13 protein-coding genes are annotated in these 12940 nt (G+C 65.7%); 6 read left to right on the forward strand and 7 right to left on the reverse strand.

Annotated elements, in window-relative coordinates:
• Nucleotides 1-20: 20 nt before the first annotated feature.
• Complete coding sequence (locus HBF25_RS20740) at nt 21-1262, forward strand: tetratricopeptide repeat protein (RefSeq protein ID WP_166952355.1); 1242 nt, start codon at nt 21-23, stop codon at nt 1260-1262.
• A gap of 175 nt (nt 1263-1437) precedes the next feature.
• A complete protein-coding gene (locus HBF25_RS20745; protein WP_166952358.1) occupies nt 1438-4068 on the forward strand; it encodes a M1 family metallopeptidase in 2631 nt (876 codons plus the stop codon).
• Nucleotides 4069-4208: 140 nt separating this feature from the next.
• On the opposite strand, the gene HBF25_RS20750 is transcribed toward HBF25_RS20745, so the two are convergent.
• Together HBF25_RS20750 and HBF25_RS20755 are read right to left on the reverse strand one after the other, a co-directional pair.
• Entirely contained in the window at nt 4209-5054 is an 846-nt protein-coding gene (locus tag HBF25_RS20750; RefSeq protein ID WP_166952360.1) for a PfkB family carbohydrate kinase, read from the reverse strand.
• Between the two features lie 4 nt (nt 5055-5058).
• Entirely contained in the window at nt 5059-6363 is a 1305-nt protein-coding gene (locus tag HBF25_RS20755) for a NupC/NupG family nucleoside CNT transporter (protein WP_166952363.1), read from the reverse strand.
• A 297-nt stretch (nt 6364-6660) separates the two neighbouring features.
• On the opposite strand from HBF25_RS20755, the gene HBF25_RS20760 reads away from it, so the two are divergent.
• Entirely contained in the window at nt 6661-7290 is a 630-nt protein-coding gene (locus HBF25_RS20760; RefSeq protein WP_166952366.1) for a LysE family transporter, read from the forward strand.
• A 17-nt stretch (nt 7291-7307) separates the two neighbouring features.
• Here the strand turns inward: HBF25_RS20760 and HBF25_RS20765 are convergent, their stop codons facing one another.
• The 4 genes from HBF25_RS20765 to HBF25_RS20780 form a co-directional block, all read right to left on the reverse strand.
• Complete coding sequence (locus HBF25_RS20765; RefSeq protein WP_166952370.1) at nt 7308-7814, reverse strand: MarR family winged helix-turn-helix transcriptional regulator; 507 nt, start codon at nt 7812-7814, stop codon at nt 7308-7310.
• A gap of 14 nt (nt 7815-7828) precedes the next feature.
• Nucleotides 7829-8593: a helix-turn-helix domain-containing protein gene (locus HBF25_RS20770; protein ID WP_166952373.1), complete on the reverse strand. Its 765-nt coding sequence runs from the start codon at nt 8591-8593 to the stop codon at nt 7829-7831.
• Nucleotides 8594-8687: 94 nt separating this feature from the next.
• Nucleotides 8688-8864, reverse strand: coding sequence for a hypothetical protein (locus HBF25_RS20775; RefSeq protein ID WP_166952376.1), 177 nt, complete (start codon nt 8862-8864; stop codon nt 8688-8690).
• A 39-nt stretch (nt 8865-8903) separates the two neighbouring features.
• A complete protein-coding gene (locus tag HBF25_RS20780) occupies nt 8904-9818 on the reverse strand; it encodes a hypothetical protein (protein ID WP_166952379.1) in 915 nt (304 codons plus the stop codon).
• 87 nt (nt 9819-9905) lie between these two features.
• On the opposite strand from HBF25_RS20780, the gene HBF25_RS20785 reads away from it, so the two are divergent.
• Both HBF25_RS20785 and HBF25_RS20790 read left to right on the forward strand, forming a co-directional pair.
• A complete protein-coding gene (locus tag HBF25_RS20785; protein ID WP_166952382.1) occupies nt 9906-10679 on the forward strand; it encodes a YdcF family protein in 774 nt (257 codons plus the stop codon).
• A 58-nt stretch (nt 10680-10737) separates the two neighbouring features.
• Nucleotides 10738-11265, forward strand: a complete 528-nt coding sequence (locus tag HBF25_RS20790) for a hypothetical protein (protein WP_166952385.1) — start codon at nt 10738-10740, stop codon at nt 11263-11265.
• Between the two features lie 176 nt (nt 11266-11441).
• On the opposite strand, the gene HBF25_RS20795 is transcribed toward HBF25_RS20790, so the two are convergent.
• Nucleotides 11442-11900, reverse strand: a complete 459-nt coding sequence (locus HBF25_RS20795) for a PA2169 family four-helix-bundle protein (protein WP_166952388.1) — start codon at nt 11898-11900, stop codon at nt 11442-11444.
• Between the two features lie 159 nt (nt 11901-12059).
• Here HBF25_RS20795 and HBF25_RS20800 point away from each other — a divergent pair, with 159 nt between their 5' ends.
• The gene (locus tag HBF25_RS20800) at nt 12060-12878 is read left to right on the forward strand and encodes an SDR family NAD(P)-dependent oxidoreductase (protein ID WP_166952391.1); all 819 of its coding nucleotides are present in this window, start codon (nt 12060-12062) and stop codon (nt 12876-12878) included.
• Nucleotides 12879-12940: the final 62 nt, after the last annotated feature.

The following is a 12940-nucleotide window of genomic DNA, read 5'->3' on the forward strand; positions in this document are numbered from 1 at the left end:
GCCGTGACAGGGGCATAGGGATGTCGGAAGGGAAAACAGCAGGGCCCCCGGTCGATCGGCAACTGGCCGAGACGATGGATGCCTTACAGGCATTCGGCAGGATGGAGCGCGATGCGCAGCTGGGCAATGTGGAAGCCCAGTTCCTCGTTGGTGAAGCTTATTTCGATGGCCGTGAAGTGGCGCGTGACCGCCAGCGCTCAGCTCATTGGTTCCGCCGCGCGGCGGAACAGGGGCACCTGGAAGGGCAGTGCCGGCTCGCCGAGCATTACGCCGAGGGGCAGGGCGTGCCGCTCGATCCCATCGAGGCGGTGATCTGGTACCAGCGTGCGGCGGACACCGGTTATGCCGAGGCGCAATGCGCGCTAGGCACGATGCATGCGCGCGGCCAGGGCGTGGAGGCCAGTCGTGAGCAGGCCTTGCACTGGTGGGGCCTGGCCGCTGACCAGGGGCATGTCCAGGCCTGCCTGAACCTGGGCGTGTCGCATTATTTCGGTCGTGGCGTGCCGCGTGATGCCGAGCTGGCGTTTGCTTTCTACAGCAAGGCGGTGGAACGCGGCAGCCCGGAGGCCCGGGGCTATGGCGATGCGTTGTGCAGCATCGCGCATATGTACTGTGATGGCATCGGCGTGGCACGCAGTACCCGTCTCGGTGCGCTGCATTACCGCCGCGCGGCGGAAATGGGCAATGCCAGCGCGCAGTTCGCGCTGGGGCGCATGTTCATGGACGGCAGCGATGGCCTGCCTGTCGATCGTCCGCAGGCGAAGCACTGGCTGGGGCTGGCGGCGGAGCAGGGCGACAACGAGGCGAAGCAACGCCTGGCGATGCTCGATGCCGAGCCGGAGGCTGAAGCAGTACCGGAAAGGATTGCCCGGCTGGGGCCGCAGGATGCCGAGGGGCAGTTCGACCTGGGCAGGCGCCTCGCGTTGGGCGATGGCGTGGCGCGCAATGATCCGGAGGCGATCCGCTGGCTGGCGCTGGCGGCCGAGCGTGACCATGTGGCCGCGCAGTGCCTGCTGGCGCAGATGATCGACGGAGGGCGCGGCGTGCCGCGCAACGTCGAGGAAGTGCTGCGGCTGTACCGGCTTGCCGCATCGCAGGGCTATCCGGAAGCCCAGTACGAGCTGGGACGTTTTCATGAAACCGGCGATGGCGTACCGCGAAATCTTTCGGTGGCGCGCGCGTGGTATCGCAAGGCAGCGGCCCGCGGCCACCTGAAAGCCATCCGCCGCCTCGAACCCCGCCCCTGGTGGAAGCTCTGGTAACCCTGTAGGAGCGCGCCTTGCGCGCGACCGGTTCTTGCGATCTGCTTCCATTTCGCGACAACCGGTCGCGCGCAAGGCGCGCTCCTACAGGGGGGACCATGACTTCCGGCGCTTCACGCCCTTGCTCGCCCGGCGCGACTATCGCCGGGTCAACTTCCCCAGGGGCACCCTTTCCATGCGCAAACCTCTCGTCCGTGCGCTCGCCATCGCGCTCGCCGGTGTCTCGTCGGTCGCGTTCGCCGCGCCGGCTGCCGATCCGGCTGCCCAGACCACCACTCAGCTGCCCCGTGGCATCACGCCCACGCACTACGACGTGTCCATCGCCACGCACGCCGACAAGCTCAGCTTCGACGGCAAGGTGTCCATCGACCTGACGGTGGCCACACCCACGAGTTCGATCACGCTCAATGCGATCGACATGAGCTTTGCGAAGGTGTCCCTTGCGCCGGTGAAGGGCAAGGCCAGCTTTGCTGCACCGAAGGTCAAGGTGGATGAAGAGGCGCAGACCGCCACATTCACCTTCGACCATGCGATCCCCGCCGGCGACTACCGCCTGACGATGGATTACTCGGGCAAGATCGGCACGCAGGCCAACGGCCTGTTCGCCATCGATTACGACACCGAGCACGACGGCAAGAAGCGTGCGCTCTACACGCAGTTCGAGAACTCCGATGCACGCCGTTTCATCCCGTCGTGGGACGAACCGGCCTACAAGGCCACCTTTACCCTCGACGCCACGGTGCCTAGCGGCCAGATGGCCGTGAGCAACATGCCGGCCGCCTCGACGAAGGATCTCGGTAACGGCCTGTCGAAGGTGAGCTTCGCGCAGACGCCGAAGATGTCCACCTACCTGCTGTTCTTCGGCACGGGCGATTTCGAACGCGCCACCACCACGTCCGATGGCGTGGAAATCGGTGTCATCACGCAGAAGGGCAAGATCTCGCAGGCGCAGTTCACCCTCGATACGGGCAAGGCCGTGTTGAAGGAATACAACGCGTATTTTGGCGTGCCGTATCCGCTGCCCAAGCTCGACAACATCGCCTCGCCGGGCCAGAGCCAGTTCTTCTCGGCGATGGAAAACTGGGGCGCGATCTACACCTTCGAGTATTCGCTGCTGCTCGATCCGTCGTTCTCCACCCAGGGCGACAAGCAGGAAGTGTTCAACACCGCCGCGCACGAAATGGCGCACCAGTGGTTCGGCGACCTGGTGACCATGCGCTGGTGGGACGACCTCTGGCTTAACGAAGGGTTCGCCTCGTGGCTCGCCTCGCGCACCACGGAGCGCCTGCACCCGGAATGGCATACCGAGCTCGACGCCGTGGGTACGCGCGAGGCGGCGATGAGCCAGGATTCGGTGGCGACCACGCATCCGGTCGTGCAGCACATCGATACGGTGGAGCAGGCCAGCCAGGCTTTCGACAACATCACCTATGCCAAGGGTGAATCCGTCATCCACATGCTGGAGGCCTATGTGGGCCCGGATGCATGGCGCAAGGGCGTGCAGGATTACATCAAGGCGCACGCGTATTCGAACACGGTGTCGGACGATCTGTGGAAGGCCATCGATGCGGCGGCCGGCAAGCCGGTGAGCACGATCGCCCACGACTTCACCTTGCAGCCGGGCATTCCGCTCGTGCGCGTGGATGAGGTCACCTGCGCCAATGGCAGCACCACGCTGAAGCTTTCGCAGGGTGAATTCACCCGGGATCGCCCGGACAAGACGCCGCTGCGCTGGCACGTGCCGGTGATTGCGAAAACGCTGGGCGGTGCGCCGGCCTCGACCCTGCTCGACGGCGAAGGCACGCTCACCGTGGCCGGCTGCGGCCCGGTGCTGGTGAATGCCGGACAGACCGCCTACTACCGCACGGCGTACAAGCCGGAGCAGTTCAAGGCCTTGCAGCAGTCGTTCGCGAAGCTGCAGCCGATCGACCAGCTGGGCCTGGTGGCCGATACCTGGGCCCTGGGCATGACGGGTCTGCAGCCGGCATCCGACGTTCTTGACCTGGTGAAGGTCACGCCGCGCGATGCATCTCCGGTGCTGTGGAACGACATCGCCGGCGACCTGGCCGGGCTGGATACGTATTACGACGGCGAAGCGAAGCAGCAGGCGGTGTTCCGCAAGTTCGCCATCGCGCGCCTGAGCCCGAAGCTCGACGAACTGGGCTGGGAGCCGAAGGCGGGCGAAGCCTCGCCGGTGACTCTCCTGCGTTCGCGCCTGATCGGTACGCTGGGTCGCCTTGGCGATGCCAAGGTGATTGCCGAAGCCCGCAACCGTTACCAGAGCGACAAGATGGCGCCCGACCTGCGCAAGGTGATCCTCGGCGTGGTGGCGTACAACGCGGATGCCGCGACGTGGGACAAGCTGCATGCGCAGGCGAAGGCGGAGAAGACGCCGCTGGTGAAGGATCGCCTGTATGCCCTGCTGGCCTCGACGCGCGACGAAGCGCTGGCGAAGCGCGCGCTCGAACTGGCCATCACGGACGAGCCGGGCGCGACCAACAGCGCGAGCATGCTGACGCGCGTGTCCGGCAGTCATCCGGAGCTGGCCTTCGATTTCGCCGTGAGCCACAAGGACAAGGTGGATACCTTCGTCGATGGTTCCTCGGCGTCGCGTTACTACCCGCGGCTGGCCTACGGTTCGCTGGACGAGGCGATGATTCCGAAAGTGGAAGCGTTTGCGCAGAAGTATCTCGCGGCAACATCGCGTCGCGAGGCCGAAAGCGCGGTGGCCAACATCCGTTATCGCCTGCAGGTGCGCAAGGAGCGCCTGCCTGCCGTGGATGCGTGGTTGCAGAAGAACGGTTGATGGTGGTTTGAAAACGCCCGCCGGTCACACGACCGGCGGGCGTTTTTTTAGGAGCGCGCCTCGCGCGCGACCGGTTGTCGCGAACGGGTACATATCGCGACAACCGGTCGCGCGCGAGGCGCGCTCCTACAAGGGTGAGGTTACTCGCAGGCGGCGGTGAGGGCGTCGCGGAAGCGGGGGGAATCGACCAGGGCTGCTGCCAGCAAGCCCTTGAAACGATCACCCTTGCCGCAGGTCGGCAGGCGGTAAAGCTCCGCGTCGTCACCGCGCCGGTCCACGCCATGCGAGACCAGGCAGCTGCGATCCAGCGACACTACCACCGTGCCCGCGCACAGACGTCGTGCGAGGGCGTTGATCGTCGTATCGCCCATACCGGTGACCGCTTGCGCGGTGACATCGATATTGAGAAAGCGCCCGCAGGCGTGGGCAAACTCGTACACGTCAAACAGCAGCACGTCGGTGCTGGCGAATTCACGCACGGAAAGACGCGGCGGCAACGGACCCGGATCGAACAGGCGCAGCATGCGTCGCTCGCCGGCCAGTTCCAGCGTGGCGGCCACGGCATCGATATTGGCCTGCGCCGAAACCAGCAGGACGCGGGCATCAGCGAGCAGGTCGGTCTGCCGGGCGATGAAGTCGCCGTCGAGATGTTCGTTGGCCCCATCGGCCACGACCGAAAGCGTCGGGCTCTTGCCGTCGCCGATCTCGGTGGCCCGGCCGGTGCGCACGCCGGCTACGACCTGCCAGCGCGCAGTACCGCGTGCCGGCAATCCGGATGGATCGATGATGTCGTCGCCGATGGCGGCGATCAGCGCGGTGGGCACACCGCTGCGTGACGCGGCGAGGGCCTGGTGCCAGGCCTTGCCGCCGGGTGCGCGTTCGAACGAGGTGGCAGCGACCGGCTCGCCCGGACGAGGAAGGCGCGGCACATGCCAGCGCTCTTCCTCGTGGTAACCGCCGACGACCAGGAGACGCGCGGCGGTCATTCGATCAGAAGCGTTCGAGCACGCCGGCGATGGTCGCCGTCATGAAGGTGGCGATGGTGCCGCCCAGCACGGCACGCAGGCCGAGGCGGGCGAGGTCGGCGCGACGGTTCGGGGCAAGGCCGCCGATGCCGCCGAGCTGGATCGCGATGGACGAGAAGTTGGCGAAACCGCACAGCGCGTAGGTCGCGATCAGGCGGCTTTCCGGCAGCATCTGGGGCAGGTGGCGGGCGAGGTCGGCATAGGCCACGAACTCGTTGATGACCACCTTCTGGCCGATGAAGCTGCCGACCAGGGTGGCGTCCTGCCAGGGCACGCCGATGAGCCAGGCCACCGGGGCCAGCACCCAGCCGAAGATGGTTTCGAGGCTGAGGCTCACCGGATGACCGGCCTGCACCGACAGCCATGCATTGAGGCTGTGGTCGCCGCCGAGCGTACCCACCCACTGCACCGGCGCATTGACCAGCGCGATGAGTGCGATGAAGGCCAGCAGCATGGCACCGACGTTCATGGCCAGCTTCAGGCCGTCGCCCGCGCCACCGGCAGCGGCGTCGATGACGTTGGCGGTGGTCTTCTCCACTTCGATGCGCACGGTGCCGCGGGTGAGCGGCTCGCCGGTCTCGGGCACCAGGATCTTGGCCAGCACCATGGTGGCCGGGGCGGCCATGACGCTTGCGGTGAGCAGGTGCTTGGCGAAGAACATGCGCTGCGCCGGGTCGTCGCCGCCGAGCATGGCGACGTAGGCGGCCATCACCGAGCCGGCGATATGGGCCATGCCGCCGATCATCACGGTCATCAGCTCCGCCTGGGTCATCCGCTCGATGTACGGCTTGATGGTCAGGGGGGCCTCGGTCTGGCCGATGAACACGCTGGCGCAGACGCTGGTGGTCTCGGCACCGGACACGCGCATCACCTTGGTGATGACCCAGGCCATGCCCTTGACGATCTGCTGCATCACGCCGAGGTGGTAGAGCACGCCGGTAAGGGCAGCGAAGAAGACGATGGTGGGCAGCACCTTCACGGCGAAGATCACGCCGAACTTCTCGCTGTCGAGCAGGCTGCCGAAGATGAAGCGCGAGCCCACGTCCACGTAGTCGAGCAGGCGCACGAAGCCGGTGGCGATGGTGTCGAAGACATCACGGCCCAGCGGCACCTTGAGCACGATGGCGGCGAAGACGATCTGCAGGCCAACACCGGTGGCGACGAGCTTCCAGTCGACCACGCGCTTGTTGTTGGAGAAACAGAAGGCGATGGCGATCAGGGTCGCCAAACCGAACAGGCCAAACAGAACGTGGCCCAAGAGACCCAGCATCGTGACTTACCCCTTGCAAAGGCCGGGGGTAGCCCCGTGACCGCTTTAAAAAACGGGAGGTTACGGGAGGTGGCGGTGTGGGGCAAGGCGCACTGCGAAAAAACCGTCTCGCCAGTCCGGAGACCGGGGCGCCGGGCTCCTGCTTTCGCAGGAGCGACGGGTGGTTAGCGGGTGGGCTGGTGGGAAGGCCAGGGATCGCAGCGGGTGCGGTGGAGGCAACCGCGGGTGTCTTGCATCGACGGGGGCGACGGCGCTTAATCTCGTGATTCCCCAACGCTCGATGCGACAGGTCGTTCCATGAACCTCTTCCTCACTATCGCCCTGGTGCAGCTCGTGGCCCTGATCACGCCCGGACCGGACTTCTTCTTCGTTTCCCAGCTGGCGGCCAGCCGCTCGCGCCGCGAAGCCATTGCGGGCGTCATCGGCATCGCCATGGGCGTGGCCGTATGGGCGGCGCTGGCCCTGCTCGGCCTGCAACTGCTGTTGCACAAGCTGGTGTGGCTGGAGCGTGGCATTGCCATCGCCGGCGGCGCCTACCTGTGCTGGATGGGCGTGAAAATGCTGCGCGCTTCGTGGAAGGCCAACCCGGACGCGGCCGTGCCGGTGGTGGACGTGCGCGATTCCAGCCCGGGCCGGGCCCTGCTGCGCGGGCTGGCCACGAACCTTGCCAATCCCAAGGCCGCGATCTTCTTCGCCTCGATTTTCTCGGCCTTCCTGGGTGAAGGCGTGAACCCGGCCGCGCGCTGGGGCCTGTGGGCGCTGGTCACCGGGGAAACCATGCTGTGGTTCGGCGTGGTGGCGGCGGTGTTCGCCCTGCCGGCAATGCGTCGCGGCTATGTACGGGCGGCGCGCTGGATCGACGGTGGTGCAGGGGTGATCTTCACCCTGTTCGGCCTGCACCTCATCCTGGGTCGCCGGGCGGTCTGACGACCGCCCTTGTCGGTTCAGCTTTTTTCGAGGTTTCGTCCCACATGCGACAGGCTCGCCGCGAAGCGGGCCAGGTCGGGTGGGAGCATGCCCTTCAGGGCATCGCCGGCCACTTCGGCCACCAGGGTGCGCACCCGGTCGGCCATGCGCTTGCCCAGCGGGGTCAGCGCGATGTCCACGAGGCGGCGGTCGGCGGTGTTGCGCTCGCGGCCCATCAGGCCACGTTCGATACCGGCATCCACCGCATGGGTGACGGTGCTGGCGTTGACGCCGCAGGCCATCGCCAGCTCGGTGGAGATCATGCTGCGGCGACCGGCCAGCAGCAGGAGCATTTCCGCCTGCAGGGCGGTGATCCCGAATTCGCGCTGGGCCCGGCGCCCCACCGCATCGCGCAGGCGGGAGCCGGCCAGCATGAGATCACGTCCCAGGGCGAGCGCGGCGGAAGGACTCGCGTCGCGCTCGACCACGATGGCGCCGTGCTCGAAAGCCGGACGTTCGGCGTGGGTGGCTGCCGTAGCTGTCATGTCCACGCCGCTCATCAGTTTGCCGACCTCCGCCATGCCCCCGGCGGGATGCCGACGGTGCGGGTGAATACCCGGGTGAAATGGCTTTGTTCGGCGAAACCGCAGGCCAGGGCCACATCGGCCAGCGACATGTCGCTGGTGCGAAGCAGGGCCTGGGCACGTTCGATACGACGGTCGAGCAACCAGCGGTGTGGCGGCTTGCCCATGCTCCGGCGGAAGGCGCGGGAGAAATGGTTCACCGACAATCCGCAGGCCTCGGCCACCGCGGCCACGGGGAAGGACTGGTCGAGCCGCTCTTCCATGAAGGCCACGGCGCGACGCTCCTGCCATCCGGCCAGGCCGCCGCGGGTGATGCCGCTGGGTTCGGCAGTCGAGGGGCTGCACGGCAGGATCGCGCGCAGGGCGAGGGCAACGTGGGCGACCAGCGGTGTATTTGGCATATCCGTGCGCAAGCTGTCGAAGAGGATGCTGGCCAGCGTCCGTACGGCAGGCGGATGACCCTGCGTGCAGGTCAGCCCGTCGGCCTGGCGACGGAAGAAGATGGCGCCGGCGCCGTCTCCATCCGTGGCGCGGGCAGCCCGGTAGACCAGCAACAGGTCGTCGGCCGTCCCGTCGAGAACGATCTCGGTCAGGGCGGCACGTCCGCGCAGGTTTTCCAGCAGGTTTTCCGCACCGGGACGGTCGCCCCGGTCCAGTGCGGCTGAGCGCTGGGCAAGGTCGACGATGACGGTGGCGGGGCGGGGGGGGACTGGGGGAAGGCTAGTGTCGATGCGGTACATCGGTGCCGATCCTCTCGGCGCTCGGGGGGAGGATCAAAGCATTGCGCACGCAAAGGTTGAGCCCTACCCCCGAATGGGGGACGGCCGGAAATGGTTATGTGACGCAGCGCACGACACCCGCCAGGATGGTCAGGATCACCACCGCGAGCACCACGTGCCGGAGGTACGAACCCCCGGAAATACCGCCGTCATAGCTCGCATCGTCGAATTCCTGCGAGGCATCCCGGGGATGTCGCACGAAGGGCAGGCGCAGGCGTTTGCGGCGTGTCATGGGGTGATGTTCCACCGTCGCACGTCAAGGGACCGTCGCTCAGCGGGCGATGCGCGAGGTGTTTTTCAGCTCTTCGAGGATATCGGTGCCGCGCACGTCGATGTGATCGAGGTTGTTGACGTAGAAACGCACGAAGGGCTCTTCGGTGTTTTTCGGCATCCAGGGCTTTGCCCATACGAAGACCACGCAACGGCCGCCTTCGTCGATCAGCTTGTCCAGCCGCGCGCGCAGGAGCCGGCGGACTGCATAGGCGTCGATGTCCCTGGCCGTCAGGGTGATGGTGGGCCGCAGCTCGCTGTCGTCGTGCCGGAAGGGCCGGGTAAACGTGAGGAAATAGCCGCCCTCCTTCGTCGCGCGCAGGGTGGCCTTGCCCCACCACACGGCACGCGTGGCGGTGAGATCGGCGACCTTCTGCCGGTAGACGTTGCGAAACAGCTCGGCATAGGTGGTGCTCTCGCCACCGATCTCCACGCTGGCCTCGTCGAGGTCGTTGTCGCGACGGTGTTCCAGGAACTTCTGCACCAGCGACGAGAGCCGGTAGTAGTGGCTGGCCCGGGGTAGGTTGCCACCGCCGCTGGTGGTGCGCCGGGGCAGTGGCGGGGTGGTCGTAGCGGTGGCCGGCGCCGTGACGGGCGGCACCGCACGGAAGTGATCGAGCGGCCGTTGGGCCTCGAACACGTCAGGCAGTTTCTCCTTGCGGTCGCCGTCCTTGCCGCGCACGACCTCGCAGGTGTCGGCGTGGTCTTCCAGGCGCCGCGAGCGGAAGTAAGGGCGGATGCGCAGGTTCTGTTCGGGCTTCTCCAGACAGGCGCAGATCAGGAGTGCCTGGCAGCCTTCGCCGATGCACAGGAAGGTGGCATCGGCACCCAGCAGGTCGGCCCAGTACAGTTCGTAGGCACGTTCGGCCGTGAGCCGTTCGTCGCGTCCGGGGTTGATCGCCTCGTCGATCGCCACGTGTATCCCTGCATCCCTGATGGTGCCTGCAATGTACACCGTCGACGGTTGCACGGATGACGTCGGGGTTTGCTACGCTCCGCCCCCATGATCGTACCCTTCTTCCTGCTGCTTCTCGTCATCGGACTCCTTCTGCTGTGGCGTCGTCGCCGCCGCTCGGGTCCGGTCTTTATCGTGCTGGCCCTGGCCTGGTTGTTCTATGCCGGTTGCGGGCCGCTTACCGGCACGCTGCTGGGCAACCTGCAATCGGGTTTTCCGCCGGACGTGACGAGCTGGGGGCAGCGTAACTACATCATCCTGCTGGGTGCCGGCACGGTACGCAGTGGCGCGGGCGTGGTCGAGCCCAGTTTCTATGCCAACGGCCGCATTCTCCGGGCCACTGAGCTGTATCGCTCGTGCAAGGCCACCGGGGCCGAATGCAAGCTGGAAGTGAGCGGCGGCGATGCCATGAAGCTCGGCCGTTCGGAAGCCGAGACCTATGCCATCACGCTCGACCGACTCGGCGTGCCGCGTGCTGACCTGGTGCTCGAAGGCAACAGCATGAACACCTTCCAGAACGCGCAGTTCACCCAGCCGCTACTGAAAACCTTCGGGGCCGACAAGGTGGTGCTGGTGTCCTCGGGCGTTCACCTGAAGCGTTCCGTGCTGTACTTCGCGCATTTCGGCATTCGTGCCGAGCCGGTCAGGGGCGATTACGTCAACGCGCGATATGACTGGCTGCCCTCGTCGGAGAACATCTTCTACGCGGATTTCGCGATCCATGAGTACACAGGGATCCTTCGTTACCACCTCTATAACGCCATGGGTTGGAATGTGCCGAAGATTCCTGAAGAAAATCTGACCGCACCCACACATACGTAACATTCGGCCTTTTATGCTGGCCCATCGTCCAGCCACGACCGATTTCAAGGAGACGCCCGTGAAACATCGCTATATTCTCGCCGCGCTGCTGGCCACCGCCTCTCTCGCACCTGCCGCTTTCGCGCAGCAGGCCGCCCCGGCTCCGCAGGCTCAGGGCAATGCCGCGCCGAACCCGGCCGCGCAGATCCCGGCCTCCGACAAGCAGGCCATCCAGGATTACAACCTCAACGACGACGTGTTCAACCGTATCGTGAAGGTGTCGCAGGAGGCCAAGAAGCAGGGCATCCAGCCGAAGAACGCACAGACCGATTTCAGCAAGATCCACTCACTCGACGACCTGGCGAAGCAGATCACCGATTCCGATCCGCGTATCGGTCCGCTGATCAAGGCCAACGGCTTCACCCCGCGTGAATTCCTGCTGGCCAACCTGGCCGTCACCAATGCGGCTATCGCCTCGGAGGCCAAGAGCAATCCGCAGCTGGCCGGTTATGTCGACCAGTCGAAGGTGAACCAGAAGAACGTGGCCTTCTATGAGTCGCACAAGGACAAGATCAACGCGCTGATGGCCGAGGATCAGGGCAAGTAACAGAGCGGTCGCGCGCGAGGCGCGCTCCTACAAGGCTGCGAGCCGCTGTAGGAGCGCGCCTCGCGCGCGACAGCCAGCCCCACCGCGTACCTGTAGGAGCGCGCCTCGCGCGCGACACCAACCTACGAAGCAAAAAAAGGGGCCCTCAAAGGGCCCCTCTGCATTTCGCCAGATGCTTACTTGGCGCCATGCAACGCATGCTTCAGATCACGCATCTGGTCATGCCCGCTCTTCACCGACACATACGCTTCGTTGATCAACGAACGCGTACCCGCGGTGACATCGTTATCTTTCAAGGCATCCTCATACTTCGCCTTGATGTGATCCTCGCCGCGCTCGACTTCATCGACGATGGCCACATCGTCCTTCGATCCGATCTTCGCGCGAAGCTCCACGAACATGCGATGAGCCTTCGCAAGCACGGTGCCGTCATCTTCCGGCTTGCCGCCCAGCGAGCTCACCTGCTGCTGAAGGCGCGTAGCCACCTGGCGACGTTCGGCGGCGCGCTGCTGGAAGGAGGCGGCGTAACGCGTGTTGTGCGCGTCCTTGGCCGCTTCACCATAGCCCTCGGCGCTGTCGATCGTGGTCTCGATGAGATTGTTGAGGACCTTGATGTCGTGGTCGGTACTGGACATGGCGTATCTCCGTGTGGGGTGTAAGGAAGGTCCAGCATCGCTGCCGGAACCGGCACGGGGTCGTGAAATCGCCGTCGCCACCACCACCACGGACGTGCATTCGTTCATGCTGGCGCGGTGCATACTTGCGATCGACACCATTGCAGGCAGAAGCATTCCATGGCATCCAATCGACGCGCACTGGTCACCGGCGCTTCCTCGGGCATCGGCGAGGCCTTCGCCCGCGAGCTGGCCCGTCGCGGCCACGATCTCGTGCTCACCGCGCGTCGTGCCGACCGCCTTGAAACCCTGGCCGCCGAGTTGCGCGACCGTCACGGGGTGGACGCCATCGTGGCGCCACTGGACCTGTCCCGCGTGGACGGACCCGAAGCACTGGTCGCTGCGCTCGATGCGCAACACCTGCACATCGACGTACTGATCAACAATGCCGGCTACGCGGTGCCCGGTTTCTTCGACGAAGCCTCCTGGGAAGCGCAGGCGGCCTTTATCCAGGTGCTGATGACGGCACCCACCGAACTGGCCTATCGCCTGCTGCCGGGCATGAAAGCCCGCGGTTACGGCCGCATCGTCAACGTGGCCTCGCTGGCAGCGCATATCCCCGGCTCGGCAGGGCATACGCTGTACGGCGCGTCCAAGGCCTATCTGGTGAAATTCTCGCAGTCGCTGGCACTGGAAACCCGGGGCACCGGCGTTCACGTCACGGGATTGTGCCCGGGCTTCACCTATTCCGAATTCCACGACGTCACCGGCTCGCGGGCCATGGTCGCGAAGATGCCCAGCCATCTGTGGATGGACGCCGTGACGGTGGCGAAGCAGGGCATGGATGCCGTAGAGGCCGGAAAGGCCGTTTACGTCAACGGAAAGGTAAATACGGCGATCAAGATCCTGTTCAAGCTGCTTCCCGATGCCCTGGCCCTGAAGATGGTCGAGCGGCAGTCCCATCGCTTCCGCGTGGGCAGGGATGGCGGCCATCCATGACCAATGGCATACGCCGGCCTGCGCCCCGGGGGATAGCCTCGCCCATTTAGTGGCTGTTCCTG

The organism is Luteibacter anthropi (assembly GCF_011759365.1).
Taxonomy (GTDB): domain Bacteria; phylum Pseudomonadota; class Gammaproteobacteria; order Xanthomonadales; family Rhodanobacteraceae; genus Luteibacter; species Luteibacter anthropi.

What these genes read in the sequence shown, in the direction of transcription:
- HBF25_RS20755 (WP_166952363.1), bottom strand. Translation starts at nt 6,363, where the DNA reads ATGCTGGGTCTCTTGGGCCACGTTCTGTTTGGCCTGTTCGGTTTGGCG.
- HBF25_RS20760 (WP_166952366.1), top strand. Translation starts at nt 6,661, where the DNA reads ATGAACCTCTTCCTCACTATCGCCCTGGTGCAGCTCGTGGCCCTGATC.
- HBF25_RS20800 (WP_166952391.1), top strand. Translation starts at nt 12,060, where the DNA reads ATGGCATCCAATCGACGCGCACTGGTCACCGGCGCTTCCTCGGGCATC.
- HBF25_RS20785 (WP_166952382.1), top strand. Translation starts at nt 9,906, where the DNA reads ATGATCGTACCCTTCTTCCTGCTGCTTCTCGTCATCGGACTCCTTCTG.
- HBF25_RS20740 (WP_166952355.1), top strand. Translation starts at nt 21, where the DNA reads ATGTCGGAAGGGAAAACAGCAGGGCCCCCGGTCGATCGGCAACTGGCC.
- HBF25_RS20795 (WP_166952388.1), bottom strand. Translation starts at nt 11,900, where the DNA reads ATGTCCAGTACCGACCACGACATCAAGGTCCTCAACAATCTCATCGAG.
- HBF25_RS20775 (WP_166952376.1), bottom strand. Translation starts at nt 8,864, where the DNA reads ATGACACGCCGCAAACGCCTGCGCCTGCCCTTCGTGCGACATCCCCGG.
- HBF25_RS20750 (WP_166952360.1), bottom strand. Translation starts at nt 5,054, where the DNA reads ATGACCGCCGCGCGTCTCCTGGTCGTCGGCGGTTACCACGAGGAAGAG.
- HBF25_RS20765 (WP_166952370.1), bottom strand. Translation starts at nt 7,814, where the DNA reads ATGACAGCTACGGCAGCCACCCACGCCGAACGTCCGGCTTTCGAGCAC.
- HBF25_RS20770 (WP_166952373.1), bottom strand. Translation starts at nt 8,593, where the DNA reads ATGTACCGCATCGACACTAGCCTTCCCCCAGTCCCCCCCCGCCCCGCC.
- HBF25_RS20745 (WP_166952358.1), top strand. Translation starts at nt 1,438, where the DNA reads ATGCGCAAACCTCTCGTCCGTGCGCTCGCCATCGCGCTCGCCGGTGTC.